This window comes from Bacillus sp. KICET-3, assembly GCF_033261025.1.
GTDB lineage: Bacteria > Bacillota > Bacilli > Bacillales > Bacillaceae > Bacillus > Bacillus sonorensis.
The window spans coordinates 1,340,321-1,358,187 of sequence record NZ_CP137345.1; the positions used below are offsets into that span (position 1 = coordinate 1,340,321).

A 17,867-nucleotide genomic window follows, 5' to 3' on the forward strand; every position below is an offset into this window, starting at 1 on the left:
CTGAAGTGGCTTTTTACATGGAAATCTTATTTTTTAAGGAGCTTACCATCGAGCCGATTTCCTTAAAGACAGGCTTCAATTCATCGATGGAATCCATTATTTGTCCGACCTGATCCAGAATGTGCATATAATCGGGTTCATTGAGTTCTTCCGTTTCCTCTTCATTTTCTATGTCATGCCGTTCTTCATGTGTAGACTGATTTTCACGGTTGTTGGACCGATTTGCGCCAAACATCATTTTCGTGAAAAAATCGTCAGCCGCCATCCTTATGAGCCTCCCTTCATCTTTATACCTTTACTATATGAAGGTATCGGTCTGCTAGATTAGACGTATATATTGCCAACTGAAAAAAAATAGGGTAGGATTAGTACCAGATACTAATAATTACTCATAACATTAGTTGGAAAAAATCATGAATAAAGGAGTCTTTCCTATGAAAGCTGGAATTATTGGAATTGGCCGGTATATCCCTGAAAAAGTGCTGACTAATTTCGACTTGGAAAAAATGGTTGAAACATCTGACGAATGGATTCGTACAAGAACTGGAATAGAAGAAAGAAGAATCGCAGCCGAAGAAGAGATGACATCTGATATGGCTGTTGCCGCCGCTAAGAGAGCGCTGGAAGATGCAAACATCAAGGCGGAAGATCTTGATATGATCCTCGTTGCGACCGTTACTCCTGATCAGGCATTCCCGACGGTTTCCTGCATGATTCAAGAAAAGCTCGGTGCATTTAACGCGTGTGCGATGGATATCAGCGCCGCCTGCGCCGGATTCATGTACGGCCTTGTGACCGCCAAACAATTTATCGAAGCGGAAACATATAAACACGTACTTGTCATCGGTGTGGAAAAACTCTCCAGTATTACCGACTGGGATGACCGCAATACAGCCGTTTTATTTGGAGACGGGGCAGGAGCCGCGGTTGTCGGACCTGTCAGCGATGACAGAGGCATTCTGTCCTTTGAGCTCGGCGCTGACGGCAGAGGCGGGAAGCACTTGTACTTGGACGAAAAAGATCATACAATCATGAATGGCAGAGAAGTGTTCAAATTTGCCGTGCGCCAAATGGGAGAATCCAGTGTGAAGGTTATCGAAAAAGCCGGATTAACGAAAGAGGATGTCGACTTTTTAGTGCCGCATCAGGCAAACATTCGGATTATGGAGGCGGCGCGGGAACGTTTGGAGCTTCCGGTTGAAAAAATGTCCAAAACAGTTCATAAATACGGAAACACATCAGCTGCCTCGATTCCGATTTCTCTTGTGGAAGAGCTTGAAGCTGGTAAAATAAAAGACGGTGACGTCATTGTGATGGTCGGTTTCGGCGGAGGCTTGACATGGGGAGCCATTGCCATGCGCTGGGGCCGCTAGAAGAAAGGTGAGGTGCAACTTATGAATAGTAAAAGAGTAGTCATTACCGGATTAGGAGCTTTATCACCTCTTGGTAATGACGTCAAAACAAGCTGGAGCAACGCGGTGAACGGAGTTTCAGGAGTTGGCCCGATTACAAGGGTTAATGCGGATGAGTACCCCGCAAAAGTAGCCGCAGAGCTGAAAGATTTTAAGATAGAAGACTATATGGATAAAAAAGAAGCAAGGAAAATGGACCGCTTCACCCAATATGCGGTCGTCTCTGCGAAAATGGCTGTTGAAGATGCCAAGCTTGACATCAATGACAACAATGCCGACAGAGTCGGCGTATGGGTCGGTTCAGGCATCGGCGGCCTGGAAACGCTTGAACAGCAATTTGAAACATTTTTGACGAAAGGACCGAGACGGGTCAGCCCGTTTTTCGTTCCGATGATGATTCCTGACATGGCGACTGGGCAAATTTCAATCGCGCTCGGTGCAAAAGGAGTCAATTCATGTACGGTTACCGCTTGTGCGACAGGTACGAACTCAATCGGAGACGCTTTTAAGGTCATCCAGCGCGGCGACGCGGATGTGATGATCACGGGAGGAACGGAAGCGCCGCTCACCAGAATGTCCTTTGCGGGCTTCTCAGCCAATAAAGCGCTCTCTACAAATCCGGACCCGAAAACGGCAAGCCGTCCATTTGACAAAAACAGGGATGGTTTCGTCATGGGGGAAGGAGCAGGAATCATCGTTCTTGAGGAGCTTGAGCACGCATTAAACCGGGGAGCTGACATCTACGCTGAAATTGTCGGCTACGGCTCGACAGGAGATGCATACCACATCACGGCTCCTGCGCCAAACGGAGAAGGCGGCGCCAGAGCGATGAAAGAAGCGATCAAAGACGCCGGCCTGTCACCTGGTGAAATCGACTACATCAATGCGCACGGAACAAGTACGCCATACAATGACAAGTATGAAACGATCGCGATCAAAGAAGTATTCGGAGAGCACGCGTATAAGCTTGCCATCAGCTCAACGAAATCGATGACAGGGCATCTGCTCGGAGCTGCCGGGGGAATCGAAGCGATTTTCTCTGTGCTCGCCATCAAAGAAGGAATTATACCTCCGACAATTAATATTCAAACACCTGATGAAGACTGTGATCTGGACTATGTTCCAGATAAAGCGCGCCGCCAGGACGTAAATGTCGTGCTCAGCAACTCGCTTGGCTTTGGCGGACATAACGCGACACTAATCTTTAAAAAATTTCAATAACCGTATGAAAACGGCTGCCATCCAAGATGGTAGCCGTTTTTTTCAGCCTGCATAACATACAGGTGAGAGGAGTGACCTGGATGAGTGTCGAACAAACATATGAATGGTATGAAAAAGCTTCATCAATTCGGGAGTTGTCCTTCTATCTTCTGCCTTATTTTAAAGAAGCGAAAGCTGATCAAAGCATGACATTGATCAGCCATCTTCAGGCCCATGGAATGCTCCGCTATTGGTCAGACGGACAGAAGGTGATGAAGGAGCTCAAGGAAAAAGGTGTATTTGAGCATGTAAAAAAAGAGGAACGGCTGCTCAGAAAACGGTGGAAGGGCCCGGATGTTCCGATCATCATCCTTCCTGTCGATGAAAGAAACAGAAAAATACGGGTCGTATTCGGCTCTAAATCAGGCCTTGCCTTTCATGACAAATTATTTTTATTTCTTTCAGCGCATATTTCTCCCTCCTCGATCTCAGCCATCATGACCCATGAGTACAACCATGTTTGCCGGTTAGAAAATATGCCGAAAGAGGAAAAAAATATGACGCTTCTTGATACAATCATTCTCGAGGGAATGGCGGAAACCGCCGTCTATGAAAGATTGGGCGAATCGGAAACCGCCGGCTGGACATCGTTTTATTCAGAAAAACAGCTCGAGCATTTCCAAAATCGACTGGTTCAGCCCTATTTCGAGCTGCGTCGGCAAGATGGACGGTTATTCTCCAATATTTTATTCGGAAAAGGTTATTATCCTGATATGCTCGGGTATGCTGTCGGTTTTAATATTGTAAAAAAATATTTGTCCGTCAAGAAATTAAAGGTTGCCGATGTGTTGTCGCTTCCATCCGAGGACTTTATAGATCCAACGCTTTAATATATTAAAATATTGGTATTTAATTAATATTATGACAAAACATCTAAAAATTCCTTGCTTTTGTAATGATTATGTAATAATATACAACTATAAAATTTTAAGATAATTCAGTATTATGTTGTGCAATTAGATTCATATCCAATCTATTTAACTTCTGGTCTATGGAAGGGGAATCCGGATGAGCGCATTGCTGGAAGTCAGCGACCTGAAAACCTATTTTTTTAGAAAAAAACAGCCGATACCTGCGGTTGACGGAGTGGATTTTTCGATAAAAAAAGGAGAAACCGTGGCATTGGTCGGAGAATCAGGATCTGGAAAGAGCATCACCTCTTTATCGATTATGGGGCTTGTCGGGAGCTCCGGCGGGAAGATCATGGAAGGGTCCATCAAACTGGAAGGCCGTGATCTCGTTACATACAAAGAACCGGAATTATGCAAGATCCGCGGAAATGAAATCTCGATGATTTTTCAGGAGCCGATGACATCCCTTAATCCGGTATTAACGATCGGTGAACAAATCACAGAGGTGTTAATCTATCATAAAAAACTATCTAAAAAAGAAGCGGAAAAAAAGGCGGTTGAATTACTGAAGCTTGTCGGTTTTTCTAGAGCCGAACAGCTGATGAAAGATTACCCGCACCGCTTGTCCGGCGGCATGAGGCAGCGGGTGATGATCGCGATAGCCCTTAGCTGCAATCCGAAGCTGCTCATCGCCGATGAACCGACAACGGCGCTCGATGTCACAATCCAAGCCCAGGTGCTGGAGCTGATGAAAGATTTATGCGCCAAATTCGGTACATCGATTCTTCTGATTACACACGATCTCGGCGTCGTCTCGGAAATCGCTGACCGCGTCATCGTTATGTATTGCGGACAAGTTGTTGAAAACGCCACGGTCGATGAATTGTTTGACAATCCCCTGCATCCCTATACGCAAGGGCTGTTAAATTCCATTCCGGTAATAGACGGTTCGATTGAAAAGCTGACGGCCATCAAGGGAAATGTGCCTACGCCTGACAACCTTCCGACAGGCTGCCGCTTTGCTCCGAGATGTCCAAGCGCCACTGATAAATGCTGGGGCTCTCAGCCGGACCTGAAAACCCGGGCCGACGGACGGACCGTCAGATGCTTCTTATATGAGGAGGGGGAATGAGGGGATGACTGCATCAGCGGAACAAGTACAGCAGGCACAAACGATAAAACATGATGAAACCCTTTTAGAGCTGAAAGACGTCAAAAAGTATTTTCCGATCCGATCAGGGATCTTTCAGAAAAAGATCGGGGATGTCAAAGCGGTTGACGGCATCAGCTTTTCGTTAAAACGCGGCGAAACGCTCGGAATCGTCGGGGAATCGGGGTGCGGAAAATCGACTGCCGGGCGGACGATGATCAGACTCTACAAACCGACAGCCGGACAAATCCTTTACAAAGGCCGGGACATTTCCGCCCTGTCGGAAGAAAGCTTAAGAAAAAGCGTCCGCAAAAATATCCAAATGGTTTTTCAGGACCCGTTTGCCTCTCTGAATCCGAGAAAAACCTTGCGATCCATCATCAAAGAGCCCTTTAACACCCACCACATGTACAATTTCAAAGAGCGCAATGAAAAAGTGGAAGAACTTTTGGAAAAAGTCGGCCTGCATCCATCGTTTGCAAACCGCTATCCGCACGAATTTTCCGGCGGACAGCGCCAGCGCATCGGGATCGCGCGGGCGCTTGCCTTAAACCCTGAGCTCATCATCGCCGATGAACCGGTTTCGGCTTTGGACGTGTCGATCCAGGCCCAAGTCATCAACCTGATGGAAGAGCTTCAAGACGAATTTAACCTGACCTATCTGTTTATCTCCCACGATTTAAGCGTCGTCCGCCATATCAGCGACAGGGTGGGCGTGATGTACCTCGGCAAAATGATGGAGCTTACAGATAAGCATGAGCTGTATGACAATCCGCTTCATCCGTATACACAGGCACTGCTGTCCGCCGTTCCGGTCACAAGAAAGAAGGGACGCGCAAAGCGGGAGCGGATCGTTCTGAAAGGGGAGCTGCCGAGCCCTGCCAATCCGCCGCGGGGCTGCGTCTTCCATACGAGATGTCCGGCCGCAAAAGCGGAATGCCGAGAAAGGGAGCCCGCTTTCAGGGAAGTGAAATCAAACCACTTCGTGGCATGCCACCTTTACGAATAAAGGGAACGGCCGTCACATATTTAATCCTTGAGAGGGGGAATGTCTTTTTTCAAAATCGGGGGTCAATTCGGCCGGGAAAACAATAGCTCAAAAAGGGGGAATTCGCAAAATGAAGATGCGTAGAAAAACTGGATTTTCGTTTTTAAGTCTGCTGCTGATCTTATCGGTGTTTCTTTCGGCCTGCAACAGCGGCGAAGTCGGAGGGGAGCAGAAGGAAGGCAAATCTGACGGCAAGCCGCAGCAGGGCGGAGACCTTGTCGCCGGATCAACGGGTGAGCCGACGCTGTTTAACGCGCTGTATTCAACAGATACGGCAAGCTCTGATATTGAAAGGCTCCTCTATAATACCCTTTTGGATACCAATGAAAAGCTAGAGGTCGAAAAACAGCTTGCCGAGGATGTAAAGGAGTCGGAGGACGGCCTGACGTTTGACATCAAGCTCAAAAAAGGCGTCAAATTCCACGACGGCAAGGAAATGACCGCCGATGACGTCGTGTTTACGTACAGCATTCCGTTGAGCAAAGACTATGTCGGCGAGCGCGGCTCAAGCTTTAAAATGCTTAAATCCGTCACGAAAAAAGGCAAATATGAAGTTGAGTTTAAACTGAAGCAGCCAGATCCTTATTTTTATAATGTAACGCTGACAAGCTATGGCATCCTGCCGAAGCACATTTTGAAGGATGTTCCGATCAGCGAGCTTGGCGAGCATGAATTCAACCGTAAGAATCCGATCGGAACCGGCCCGTTTAAATTCAAAGAATGGAAGCAGGGTCAATACGTCAAAGTTGAAGCGTTTGACGATTATTTCGCCGGACGAGCGCATCTGGACTCGATCACATATAAAGTCATCCCTGATTCAAATGCGGCGCTGACACAGCTTCAAGCCGGTGATATCGATTATTTTGTCATCACGCCGGGACCTGATTATAAAACCGCCGAAAAATTTAACAATGTAAAAATCGATACAGATTTAGGGTTGAATTACAGTTACATCGGCTGGAATGAAAAGAACGAGCTCTTTAAAGACAAGAAGGTCCGCCAGGCGCTGACGTATGCGCTCGACCGCCAGGCGATGGTCGATCAGGTTCTTGACGGAGACGGGAAAATCGCCAACATTCCTGAAAGCCCGCTGTCATGGAATTATCCGGACAATGAAGCAGGGATTAAAACGTTTAACCACGACCCTGAAAAAGCGAAAAAAATGCTGAAAGAAGCCGGCTGGTCTGATACGGACGGCGACGGCATTTTAGACAAAGACGGCAAAAAATTCTCCTTCGTCATCAAAACAAACCAGGGCAATAAGACGAGAGAAGACCTCGCAGTTGTCGTTCAGCAGCAGCTAAAAGAAATCGGCATCGAGGCGAAGCCGCAAATCGTCGAGTGGAGCGCTTTGATCGAACAGATGAATCCGCCGAATTGGGATTTCGATGCGATCATCCTAGGCTGGAGCCTTGCCACATTCCCTGATCAAAGCACGATCTTCCATTCGAAAGAAGCGGAAAAAGGGCTGAACTATGTGTGGTATCAAAATAAAGAGCTAGATAAGCTGCTTGACGAGTCCAAAACGCTGAAAGACCGTGAGGATTATAAAAAGGCGTATGAAAAGATCTACAAAATATTGGCGGAAGATCAGCCGTACACGTTCCTGTACTATACGAATTACCACAGAGCGATGCCGGCCAACATGAAAGGCTTTGTTTTCCATCCGAAGGAAGATTTCTATAAAGCCGAAAACTGGTGGCTGGATCAAAAATAAAGGAAATTCCCTTAAGGGGAGGGAGGTTTTTCGGCACGCTTCCTTCCCCTTCATTCTTAAGAATTTTGATAAAAAAGGGGATAAAAGATGATTACATATATCATTCGCAGGACGCTCATGTCGATTCCGATTTTGCTTGGGATTACCATTTTGTCATTCGCGATTATGAAAGCCGCCCCGGGAGATCCGATGGCCTTAATGATGGATCCGACCATCAGCGCCGCCGACCGGGAAAAGTTCATCGAAAAATACGGATTGAATGAACCGGAGCACATTCAATATTTAAAATGGCTCGGCAACATGATTCAGGGGGATTTCGGCACTTCGATCATCAGAAAAGGAATGCCTGTTTCCGAATTGATCATGGCAAGGCTTCCGAATACGCTATTATTAATGCTTGTTTCGACCATTCTCGCTCTTCTCATCTCAATTCCGTTCGGGGTGCTTTCGGCGAGGCGCCCGTATTCGAAGCTGGATTACGGGATTACGTTTACATCGTTTATCGGACTTGCCGTCCCGAATTTTTGGCTTGGGTTGATCCTGATTATGTTTCTCGCGGTCAATTTAGGCTGGTTCCCGACAGGAGGCGTCATGACGATCAATTCAGATTTCAGTTTATGGGATCGCGTCCATCACTTGATTCTGCCCGCGTTCGTACTCGCAGCCGCTGACATGGCGGGGCTCACCCGCTATACAAGGTCAAGCATGCTCGACGTGCTCAGGCAGGATTACATGCGGACGGCCAGAGCGAAAGGGTTTAAAGAAAACCGGGTTGTGTACAAGCATGGGCTTCGAAACGGGCTGCTGCCGGTGATCACGATTTTTGGACTGATGATTCCTTCCTTTATCGGCGGAGCCGTCGTTACGGAACAAATTTTCAGCTGGCCCGGCCTCGGAAAGCTGTTTGTCGATTCCGCTTTTCAAAGAGATTATCCGGTCATCATGGCCATGACCGTCATTTCTGCCGCCCTTGTTGTCATTGGAAATTTAATTGCGGATATTCTCTATGCGGTCGTCGATCCGCGGATTGAGTATTAAGAAGAGGAGGACTCGTCATGACACAGCCAAACCCATCGACGCCTTCACCGGAGATCAGACTGCAGGAAAACGTCGCACCAAAGCCGGAAACAATGACAAAAATCTTTTTTGAAAAGTTTTTCAAAAATAAGCTGGCCGTGCTCGGCGGAATCCTGTTATCCATCATTATCCTGTCGGCTATATTTGCGCCGGTGATTGCTCCGTATCCGCCGGAACAGCAGAATCTGCTGGACAAGCTCAAGCCCCCGAGCGCTGAGCATTTGATGGGAACGGACAAGTTTGGCCGCGATATTTTCAGCCGCCTGCTGTATGGTGCTCAGGTATCCTTGCTTGTCGGCTTTGCTTCTGTACTCGGTTCAATCACAATCGGCACCGTGATCGGTGCGATCGCCGGCTATTTCGGCGGGATCATCGACGCGATCATGATGCGGCTGGTCGATATTGTATTATCAATACCCGACATATTCCTGTTAATTACGCTTGTGACCATTTTTCAGCCTGGTGTAGACAAGCTGATTTTAATTTTCGCCCTGACAAGATGGACGACGACGGCGCGGCTCGTCCGTGGAGAATTTTTATCGCTGAGGTCGAGAGAGTTTGTCCTCGCCGCGAAAACGATCGGGACAAGAAGCCATAAGATCATTTTCTCCCACATCCTGCCGAACGCGATGGGGCCGATTATCGTTGCGGCCACGCTGTCCGTCGGAACGGTCATTCTATCGGAGTCGGCGCTCAGCTATCTCGGCTTCGGCGTTCAGCCGCCGATGGCCAGCTGGGGAAACATGCTCCAGGATGCGCAAAACTTCACGATTATGATTCAGGCGTGGTGGTATCCGCTGTTTCCGGGGCTGATGATTTTAATCACCGTTTTATGCTTTAACTTTGTCGGAGACGGACTGCGCGATGCGCTTGATCCGAAGAATATTAAATAAGAAAGCCGGGGCGCGGCCGCCCTTGGCTTTTTTTCATGCAGCTTTGCCATAATCTTTGCCGGATGGAATAAATTCCTTCCCCCTTGCCTATACTGTGGACAACAGTTTTTATAAAGTGAGGGGTTAGAAATGTTATTTCTTCATGATGTGTGGGTGAACTGGTTTGAGGGAGAAGAAAATGGCTACAACGTCTGCCACTTTCATGAATGGCGGAAGGAAGACAGCGTGGAACTGCTTGACCAGGTCCCTTTGCTGAGGGTTTCGCCGGTTTTGTTCAACTACATAGAAAATGACCTATCAGAGCTTCCGCCGGAATTATTAAATGAGGTCCATCAAAAAGCGTATATTCGCAAAAACCATGAGCGTACACAGCTTGACCATTGCTTCGTTGTGACGGATGGCATCGGAATCCTTGCGGTCGATACGGCCGGCTATTCGATACCGGTCAGAAAAAGCCGTCTCATTCCGAGGCAGGAGCAGCTTGTATATGAAATGGTGAAGGACGTCGAGCCGCAGGAATATGAATTTTCGCCGGAAAAGCTGCAATCTTCAAAGGAATACCACATTCTATCATTATCACCGGAGCATGTCAGAGGACTAACAAGAAAAGAACGCCAGCTGAAACAGCTGTTATTCATGGCGCTTGATCAGCTGAAAGGGCTCAAAAACCGCGCCGAGATCGCCTACTGGTATACGGAATGGAATCCTTACATGTATGAACAGATTAAACGGATGACATTTGAAGAAATCTGGGACATGCTTTTCAATGAAACAATCGACGGCTGGTCGGAGAAACACCGGGATTTCTGTGAAAATTTAATTAAAGGGCAGCCGTTTTTTGAAAAGCTTTGGGAAATTGAAAATGAGTCAAAAGTCAACTAAATTCAAGAAGGCTGTCGGTAGAAGCGGCGGTCTTTTTCAATGGCTTCCTTTAAAATCAAAAAAGGAAGCCGGTCATTTTTCAGACGAAAGCCATGTTTTCTAAAGCATTTACTTATAGGAAGATCGAGTGTGCCAAGCGGCTGAATCAGTGTATCAGGTTTATGTGTCTGTTCTTTATGAAAAACACCTTCTGATTGTCAAAGGACAATTGAGAAGGTGTTTTTTGTTTAGCGTCTTTTGCGGCCGAGGCCCATCGCATTCTCCATTTTTTTCAGCATCTTTCCGGCCGTTTTGTTCGCGCGTTCAGCGCCTTCGTCCAGAATTTGGTCCAATTCCTCGGATTCGATCAATTCATAGTACCGGTCCTGAATCGGTTTCAGCGCATTGATCACCGTTTCAGCCAGGTCGCTTTTAAATTCGCCGTAGCCTTTGCCTTCATATTTGGCTTCAAGCTCTTCAATTGTGACCTGTCCAAGGATGGAATAGATCGTCAGAAGGTTGGACACGCCGGGTTTATTTTCTTTATCATATTTGACGACTCCCTCAGAATCGGTGACGGCGCTTTTGATTTTTTTCTCCAGCTGTTTTGGATCGTCAAGAAGAGTAATGAACGCTTTTTGGTTCGGGTCCGACTTGCTCATTTTTTTGAGCGGATCGGCAAGCGACATAATGCGGGCGCCGACTTTCGGAATTTTCACTTCTGGCACCGTAAAAATGTCATTGTATTTCTTGTTGAAGCGCTCCGCCAGATTCCGGGTCAGTTCCAGATGCTGTTTTTGGTCCTCTCCGACAGGAACGACGTCTGTGCTGTAAAGCAGGATGTCGGCAGCCATTAAAGGAGGATAGGTCAACAAGCCTGAGACGACGGCTTCTTTCCCCTTGGCTTTGTCCTTAAACTGCGTCATGCGCTCAAGCTCGCCGATGTAGGCGACGCACTGCATCATCCAGCCCGCCTGTGCGTGCGCAGGCACCTCGGATTGGATAAACAGCGTCGCTTTTTTCGGATCAAGTCCGACAGCCAGGTAAAGCGCAGCCAGATTGCGGATGTTCTTTCTCAGCTCGAGGCGGTCCTGAGGCACTGTGATTGCATGCTGGTCAACGATGCAAAAATAGCAGTTGTAATCATCCTGCAAATCAACAAATTGCTTCATCGCTCCGATGTAGTTGCCAAGCGTTACAGAACCGCTCGGCTGAATTCCGGAAAAAATCGTTTTCATGAAAATCCCTCTTTTCATTTCAAAATAAAAAGGCCCATTCTTCCCTTAACACAAAAGGGACGAATGAACCGCGGTACCACCCTGATTATTTCATTATGGTCAAAATGAAATCACTTTAGACGTTGTTAACGAAGTCTTCTCCGGCTGAGCCTACTTGCAAATCGTTCGGTCAGCTGCTCCAAAGCCCATTCCACATTCGCCATTATCCGCTCCCAGCGCCGCGGACTCTCTTCAAATGGGAAGAAATGTGTACTCTTCTTTTTCATCGCATTTTATTCATAATTTTATTATATATAAATTTGAAATAAAAGTCACCCGTGTTGAAAAAAAGAATCTGACAATGGGATGAACAAAGTTTCCCGCACCGTGGAAAGTTCTGTATAAAGAATGGGTAATGTTATACGTAAAAAACGTTTCCCGCTGTAAAAAATGACCGATCATTTTAACGAGTTCATGCTTTAAAACAGAGAAGTGTATTCATATCTTTGGCAGATTTTCTGACAAACCTAAATAGTTTGAATAAAAAAATAATTGAAAATTAATATTGCAATAAATTATTCTATTAATTATAATGAATTTGTTCACCTCGGTGTTACAGGTTCTTTACATAATAAATATTCAGAAAAGACGAAACAGAGGAAAAAGTATGGCAAGTGGTCCTATTACTTTTTTATGATAAATCTGAATGTTAAGGAGTAAGGAACTAAAAAAATATGAAACAGGGGGGTTTCTCATTTGAAGAAGCGTTGGTCACTCATCAGTTTAGTTCTTATGTTCACTCTCGTATTAAGTGCCTGCGGTTTCGGCGCAAGTTCTGGCGACGGCGGCAAAAAAGACAGCAAAGGAAAAGACACCCTGAACGTCAATATTAAAACTGAGCCGTTTTCATTAAATCCAGGCCTTGCAAACGATTCAGTTTCTGGAAACGTGCTTCGTCAGACTTTCGAAGGATTGACTACAATCGGAAAAGACGGAAAGCCGGTCGAAGCGGCAGCGGAAAAAATCGAAATCAGCAAAGACCAGAAGACATACACGTTTACAATTCGCGATGGTGCGAAATGGTCAAATGGTGATCCTGTAACAGCAGAGGATTTTGAATATGCCTGGAAATGGGCGCTTGACCCTAAAAACGAATCACAATACGCATACCAGCTTTACTACTTAAAAGGCGGTGAAGCAGCGAACACCGGCAAAGGAAAGATTGACGATGTCGGCGTTAAAGCGGTCAATGACAAGACATTGAAGGTCGAGCTTGAAAAACCGACACCGTACTTCACTGAACTTACAGCATTTTATACTTACTTGCCGGTCAATAAAAAAGTCGCTGAGAAACATCCGAAATGGTATACAAAAGCAGATGAAAATTATGTATCCAACGGACCTTTCAAATTAACATCCTGGAAGCACAGCGGGAATATCGTACTGGAGAAAAACGACCAGTACTGGGATAAAGATTCTGTAAAACTGAAAAAGATTAACATGGCGATGGTCAACGATGCTAATACTGGGCTGAACATGTATAAAAAAGGTGAGCTTGATTTCGTCGGACAGCCTCTTGACGAGATTCCGACAGACGCGATTCCAAGCCTCAAAAAAGAAGGCCTGAACATTGATCCGTTCGCATCTGTTTACCTTTACAAATTCAATACAGCAGCGGCTCCGTTAAACAATGTCAACATCCGCAAAGCCTTGACATACGCGATCAACCGCGAGGCGATCGTCAAGAACATCACACAGGCGGAGCAGATTCCTGCGACTGGATTCGTGCCTCCGGCGGTCACCGGATTTGAATCAAACAAACCATATTTCAAAGATCATGATGTTGCAAAGGCGAAGGAGTTTCTGAACAAAGGCTTGAAAGAGCTCGGTCTGAAAAAAGCGTCTGATCTGCCGAAAATCACGCTTTCCTACAACACGGATGAAGCGCATCAAAAAATCGCTCAGGCTGTACAGGAAATGTGGAGCAAGGATTTAGGCGTTAAAGCTGAATTAAGCAATGAAGAATGGAACGTATACATTGATAAGCTCCATACCGGAAACTATCAAATCGCCCGTTTGGGCTGGGTCGCCGATTTTAACGACGGTATGAACTTCCTTGAAACATACCGCGACAAAGAAGGCGGAAACAACGATACGAACTGGGAGAACGCGGAATACAAAAAACTTCTTTCAAAAGCTTCAACTGAAACAAACGAGGAAAAACGCATCGAGCTGATGAAAGAAGCCGAAGCCATCATCATGGATGAGCTGCCGATCGCTCCGATCTACTTCTACACCATGCCTTACATGCATGATAAGAGTTTAAAAGACTTTGTTTTGACAGGTACCGGAGAGATCTATTTCAAAACCGCGCATTTTGAATAAAACTGCATCACAAAGTATATGGGGGCTTTTGGGACTTTCCCCCATATACTTTTATTTATGATAAAAGGTTAATAGACTGAATATTCGGAGGTGTGTAAAATGATTAAATTTTTAGGTCGTCGTCTTGTTTATATGCTGATTTCTCTATGGGTGATTGTCACAGCCACCTTCTTCCTGATGAGGTCGATACCTGGCGGACCTTTTTCAGGCGAGAAGAAGCTTCCTCCTGCAATAGAAGCCAGCCTCAATTCTTACTATGGTTTAGACCAGCCCCTATTTAAACAATATCTCGACTACCTGGTGTCCGTGGCGAAGTGGGATTTCGGTCCATCATTTAAATATAAAGGACAAACCGTGAACGAATTAATCAACTCCGGTTTTCCGATTTCTTTTACACTGGGAATGGAAGCGATTTGCCTCGCATTGGCTTTCGGCGTATTATTCGGCGTGATCGCGGCGTTGAAGCGAAATAAGTGGCAGGATTATACAGCGATGATCATCGCTGTTATTGGCATCTCTGTGCCGAACTTCATCATGGCCGCGCTTCTGCAGTATGTATTGGCGATGAAGCTTGGCTGGTTCCCTGTCGCACAGTGGGAATCATGGGGACATACCGTATTGCCGGCAATCGCCGTGTCATCGATGCCGATGGCGTTTATCGCCCGTCTGACTCGCTCAAGCATGCTGGAGGTGCTGAGCAGCGACTACATCCGTACGGCGAAGGCGAAAGGCTTGAGCACGTTTGCGGTTACCGTCAAACATGCGATCAGAAACGCGATCATGCCGGTTGTTACATATATGGGACCGATGGCGGCCTCTATTTTAACAGGGACGTTCGTCGTTGAAAAAATCTTCGGCATACCCGGACTCGGCATGCACTTTGTCACAAGCATAACGAACCGCGATTATACAGTGATAATGGGCGTCACCGTGTTTTTCGGCGCGATTTTACTGCTTTGCGTCCTCATTGTTGATATTTTATACGGCTTAATTGATCCGCGCATTAAACTGTTTGGCGCTAAGAAAGGGGAGTAAAAGGATGCAGCAAATACCTAAAGACATGTTTGAGCCTGCAGCTGTTGACCATAGCGAAGCGGAAAAAATCTCAAAGAAAAACCTTTCTTTTTGGACAGACGTATTCTTAAGATTTAAAGAAAACAAGCTGGCGATGTGCGGTCTTGTCGTTCTTATCCTCATAGCTCTGATGGCCATCTTCGCGCCGGTATTCTCGAGCCATGAATATCAGACGACAGATTTAACCAACACGAATAAACCGCCAAGCGCTGAGCACTGGTTTGGTACTGATGACCTTGGAAGGGACGTGTTCGTCCGTACATGGGTCGGCGCACGCATCTCGCTGACAATCGGCCTTGCAGCGGCGTTGATCGACGTTTTGATCGGTGTCATCTGGGGCGCGATTTCCGGCATTAGAGGCGGACGCACAGATGAGATCATGATGAGGATCGCGGATATTTTATGGGCGATTCCTTCCCTGTTGATGACAATCCTTCTTCTCGTCGTAATGGGAAAAGGGCTGATCACCATGATCGTCGCGATGGTCATTACCGGATGGATCAATATGGCGAGAATCGTGCGCGGACAAGTGCTTCAGCTTAAAAACCAGGAATTCGTGCTTGCTTCAAGAACATTGGGCGCGAAAAACTCGCGGATCATCAGAAAGCACCTGCTTCCAAACATCATGAGCCCGATTTTGGTGACGATGACATTAACTGTCCCTACGGCGATTTTCTATGAAGCATTTTTAAGCTATCTTGGTCTCGGCGTTCCGCAACCTTTGGCAAGCTGGGGAACGATGGCAACCGATGGTGTGCAGGGCTTGGAATATTATCCTTGGCGCTTGTTCTTCCCGGCTACATTTATCTGCCTGACCATGTTTGCATTTAACGTTATCGGCGACGGATTGCGCGATGCTTTAGATCCGAAGCTGCGTAAATAAAGGAGTGAGAATGATGAAACACTTACTTGAAGTGAAAGATTTAGCCATTTCGTTTAAAACATATGCCGGAGAAGTCCAGGCCATCCGCGGCGTTAATTTTCACGTTGACAAAGGAGAAACGCTGGCGATTGTCGGAGAATCCGGATCGGGCAAAAGCGTCACTTCACAAGCGATCATGAAGCTGATTCCAATGCCGCCGGGCTATTTTAAAAGCGGACAAATTTTATTTAACGGACAAGATCTCGTGCCTAAATCGGAAAAAGAAATGCAATCGATTCGCGGCAAGGAGATCGGCATGATCTTTCAAGATCCGATGACTTCCCTAAACCCGACGATGAAAGTAGGGCGCCAAATCACAGAAGTGTTGTTTAAGCATGAAACCATTTCAAAAGAAGACGCGCATAAGCGGGCAGTTGAACTTCTCAGCCTGGTGGGGATACCAATGCCTGAACGGCGCGTGAACCAATATCCGCACGAATTCAGCGGGGGAATGAGACAGCGGGTTGTCATCGCGATGGCGCTTGCCGCCAATCCGAAGCTTCTGATCGCCGACGAACCGACGACAGCCCTTGACGTTACGATCCAGGCGCAAATTTTGGAGCTGATGAAGGAGCTGCAGAAAAAGATTGAAACATCGATCATTTTCATCACGCACGATCTCGGAGTTGTTGCGAACGTAGCGGACAGAGTAGCCGTCATGTATGCCGGACAGATCGTGGAGATTGGAACGGTTGATGAAATTTTCTACAATCCGAAGCATCCGTACACATGGGGGCTGTTAGCTTCAATGCCTAGCCTTGATCATAACGGAGAAGAGGAACTGATGGCGATACCGGGATCACCGCCTGATCTGACCAATCCGCCGAAAGGCGACGCGTTTGCATTAAGAAGCCCTTATGCCATGAAGATCGATTTTGAACAGGAGCCGCCAATGTTCAAAATTTCTGATACGCATTATGTGAAATCCTGGCTCTTGCATCCTGATGCGCCAAAGGTTGAACCGCCCGCGGCTGTCAAAAGCAAAATGAGGGAGTTTAAAGATCACTACGAAAAACCGGTTCAAGTGAAAGAAGGTGAATGATATGGCGGAAAAACTGCTCGAAATCAAGAACTTAAAACAGCATTTCACAACGCCAAAAGGAACTGTGAAAGCTGTTGACGGAATCTCATTTGACATTTATAAAGGGGAAACACTTGGTCTCGTCGGGGAATCGGGCTGCGGAAAATCGACGACAGGGCGCTCCATCATCCGGTTGTACCAAGCAACCTCTGGTGAAGTGTTCTTTAAAGGAAAGAATGTGCACGGCAAAAAATCCGCCAAAGAGCTTCTCGAATTCAACCGGAAGATGCAGATGATCTTCCAGGATCCATATGCTTCATTAAATCCGCGGATGACGGTTGCGGACATTATCGCTGAAGGGATCGACATCCACGGGTTGGCCAAAACGAAAAAGGAGCGTCTGGAACGGGTCCACGAACTTTTAAAGCTGGTCGGATTGAATAAAGAACACGCCAACCGCTATCCGCATGAATTTTCCGGAGGTCAGCGCCAGCGGATCGGAATCGCAAGGGCGCTGGCGGTAGAACCGGAGTTTATCATTGCCGATGAGCCGATTTCAGCACTTGACGTATCCATCCAGGCTCAGGTCGTCAATTTAATGAAAGATTTGCAGAAAGATAAAGGGCTGACATACTTATTCATCGCCCACGATTTGTCAATGGTGAAATACATCAGCGACCGGATCGGCGTCATGTATTTCGGCAAGCTTGTCGAATTGGCGCCGGCAGACGAATTATACGAAAATCCGCTTCATCCTTATACACAGTCGCTTCTTTCAGCGATTCCTCTTCCGGATCCGGATTATGAACGGACACGGGTTCGAAAAACGTACGATCCGTCCGTCCATAAATTGAAAGACGGCGAACAGATGGAGCTTCGCGAAGTGAAGCCGGGTCATTTTGTCATGTGTTCCGAGGAAGAATTTGCAGCATATCAGTCAAAATAAAAGCACAGAAGGCAGCCGAAACGGCTGTCTTTT

The 17,867-nt window shown here is 46.7% G+C and carries 16 protein-coding genes and 1 other annotated feature; of the genes, 14 read left to right on the plus strand and 2 right to left on the minus strand.

The genetic code is table 11. The annotated features are described in order from the left end of the window. Positions 1-13: 13 nt before the first annotated feature. Complete coding sequence (locus tag R5H20_RS06685) at positions 14-265, minus strand: hypothetical protein (RefSeq protein WP_006636821.1); 252 nt, start codon at positions 263-265, stop codon at positions 14-16. Between the two features lie 169 nt (positions 266-434). Between R5H20_RS06685 and R5H20_RS06690 the strand changes: the two genes are divergently transcribed. The 9 genes from R5H20_RS06690 (at position 435) to R5H20_RS06730 (ending at position 10,290) form a co-directional block, all read left to right on the plus strand. Continuing rightward, the gene (locus tag R5H20_RS06690) at positions 435-1,373 is read left to right on the plus strand and encodes a beta-ketoacyl-ACP synthase III (RefSeq protein ID WP_006636822.1); all 939 of its coding nucleotides are present in this window, start codon (positions 435-437) and stop codon (positions 1,371-1,373) included. Positions 1,374-1,394: 21 nt separating this feature from the next. Continuing rightward, complete coding sequence (gene fabF / locus R5H20_RS06695; protein ID WP_006636823.1) at positions 1,395-2,633, plus strand: beta-ketoacyl-ACP synthase II; 1,239 nt, start codon at positions 1,395-1,397, stop codon at positions 2,631-2,633. An 80-nt stretch (positions 2,634-2,713) separates the two neighbouring features. After that, positions 2,714-3,502 (plus strand): DUF2268 domain-containing putative Zn-dependent protease, encoded by a 789-nt coding sequence (locus R5H20_RS06700; protein ID WP_006636824.1) that lies wholly within the window; start codon positions 2,714-2,716, stop codon positions 3,500-3,502. A 178-nt stretch (positions 3,503-3,680) separates the two neighbouring features. After that, positions 3,681-4,655: an ABC transporter ATP-binding protein gene (locus tag R5H20_RS06705; RefSeq protein ID WP_006636825.1), complete on the plus strand. Its 975-nt coding sequence runs from the start codon at positions 3,681-3,683 to the stop codon at positions 4,653-4,655. 4 nt (positions 4,656-4,659) lie between these two features. Further along, positions 4,660-5,682, plus strand: a complete 1,023-nt coding sequence (locus tag R5H20_RS06710; RefSeq protein WP_006636826.1) for an ABC transporter ATP-binding protein — start codon at positions 4,660-4,662, stop codon at positions 5,680-5,682. 109 nt (positions 5,683-5,791) lie between these two features. Then, a complete protein-coding gene (locus tag R5H20_RS06715; protein ID WP_006636827.1) occupies positions 5,792-7,438 on the plus strand; it encodes a peptide-binding protein in 1,647 nt (548 codons plus the stop codon). Positions 7,439-7,525: 87 nt separating this feature from the next. Further along, entirely contained in the window at positions 7,526-8,476 is a 951-nt protein-coding gene (locus R5H20_RS06720) for an ABC transporter permease (RefSeq protein ID WP_006636828.1), read from the plus strand. A gap of 17 nt (positions 8,477-8,493) precedes the next feature. Continuing rightward, positions 8,494-9,408 carry an oligopeptide ABC transporter permease gene (gene opp4C / locus R5H20_RS06725; protein WP_006636829.1) on the plus strand — a complete coding sequence of 305 codons (915 nt, stop codon included), beginning with the start codon at positions 8,494-8,496 and terminating at the stop codon, positions 9,406-9,408. A 129-nt stretch (positions 9,409-9,537) separates the two neighbouring features. Then, the gene (locus R5H20_RS06730) at positions 9,538-10,290 is read left to right on the plus strand and encodes a YjbA family protein (protein ID WP_006636830.1); all 753 of its coding nucleotides are present in this window, start codon (positions 9,538-9,540) and stop codon (positions 10,288-10,290) included. A gap of 227 nt (positions 10,291-10,517) precedes the next feature. On the opposite strand, the gene trpS is transcribed toward R5H20_RS06730, so the two are convergent. Then, positions 10,518-11,507, minus strand: a complete 990-nt coding sequence (gene trpS, locus R5H20_RS06735) for a tryptophan--tRNA ligase (RefSeq protein ID WP_006636831.1) — start codon at positions 11,505-11,507, stop codon at positions 10,518-10,520. 52 nt (positions 11,508-11,559) lie between these two features. Beyond that, positions 11,560-11,782, minus strand: a binding site (T-box leader). Between the two features lie 460 nt (positions 11,783-12,242). Between trpS and R5H20_RS06740 the strand changes: the two genes are divergently transcribed. The 5 genes from R5H20_RS06740 (at position 12,243) to R5H20_RS06760 (ending at position 17,834) form a co-directional block, all read left to right on the plus strand. After that, complete coding sequence (locus tag R5H20_RS06740; protein WP_006636832.1) at positions 12,243-13,871, plus strand: peptide ABC transporter substrate-binding protein; 1,629 nt, start codon at positions 12,243-12,245, stop codon at positions 13,869-13,871. A 99-nt stretch (positions 13,872-13,970) separates the two neighbouring features. Then, on the plus strand, positions 13,971-14,906 hold the full coding sequence (locus R5H20_RS06745; protein ID WP_006636833.1) for an ABC transporter permease: 936 nt from the start codon (positions 13,971-13,973) through the stop codon (positions 14,904-14,906). Between the two features lie 4 nt (positions 14,907-14,910). Then, positions 14,911-15,828, plus strand: coding sequence for an ABC transporter permease (locus R5H20_RS06750; RefSeq protein ID WP_006636834.1), 918 nt, complete (start codon positions 14,911-14,913; stop codon positions 15,826-15,828). A gap of 13 nt (positions 15,829-15,841) precedes the next feature. After that, positions 15,842-16,909: an ABC transporter ATP-binding protein gene (locus R5H20_RS06755; RefSeq protein ID WP_006636835.1), complete on the plus strand. Its 1,068-nt coding sequence runs from the start codon at positions 15,842-15,844 to the stop codon at positions 16,907-16,909. A gap of 1 nt (position 16,910) precedes the next feature. Next, the gene (locus R5H20_RS06760; RefSeq protein ID WP_006636836.1) at positions 16,911-17,834 is read left to right on the plus strand and encodes an ABC transporter ATP-binding protein; all 924 of its coding nucleotides are present in this window, start codon (positions 16,911-16,913) and stop codon (positions 17,832-17,834) included. The last annotated feature ends 33 nt before the right edge of the window (positions 17,835-17,867 follow it).